The 571-nt window shown below is 46.4% G+C and carries 1 protein-coding gene; it reads left to right on the forward strand.

The genetic code is table 11. The features are described from left to right. The coding region (locus KIV40_RS30050) for a LysR substrate-binding domain-containing protein (RefSeq protein ID WP_285352930.1) at positions 1–562 on the forward strand (562 nt) is incomplete at its 5' end. Positions 563–571: the final 9 nt, after the last annotated feature.

The following is a 571-nucleotide window of genomic DNA, read 5'->3' on the forward strand; positions in this document are numbered from 1 at the left end:
CGTTAATATCAATACCCACGCGTGGACTGAGCAAACCTTCAAGAAGCTTCAACTTGGCGAGCTTGATATTGGATTAACCGGCAAAGACATCGACATTAATGACGCGCGGCTCACCATGCTGCCACCCGATGATATCTGTGAGCAAGAGATCTATCGCGATGCTCAGATGTGTGTGCTGAGACGCAACCACCCTGCTCTTGAAAAAAATTGGGATTTAGAAACTTACCTTGCACAGAGACACGTTCAGGTAAGGTGCGATGGTAATGATCGCTGGCTGCTCGATTATAAGCTTGCTGATATTGGTCGACAGCGTGATATCGCAATCTCTGTACCTGACTTTAATAGTGCCGCTAGCTTGTGTACCTACACCGATTTTGTGTTCACAGCACCGAGCCATTTTACTTATCTTGTTGCTAAACAGATGGACCTCGTCGTCGTGCCGCTGCCTCTGGAATTCCCACCAATGGCATACACTCTGTTCTGGCATAGAGACAGAGAAAACGACCCGGCTCTAACTTGGTTGCGAGATATCATCAAAGAAAAAACTCTACACCTTAGATAAAAATGACGT

The sequence above is a fragment of the Vibrio sp. D173a genome (genome assembly GCF_030248475.1).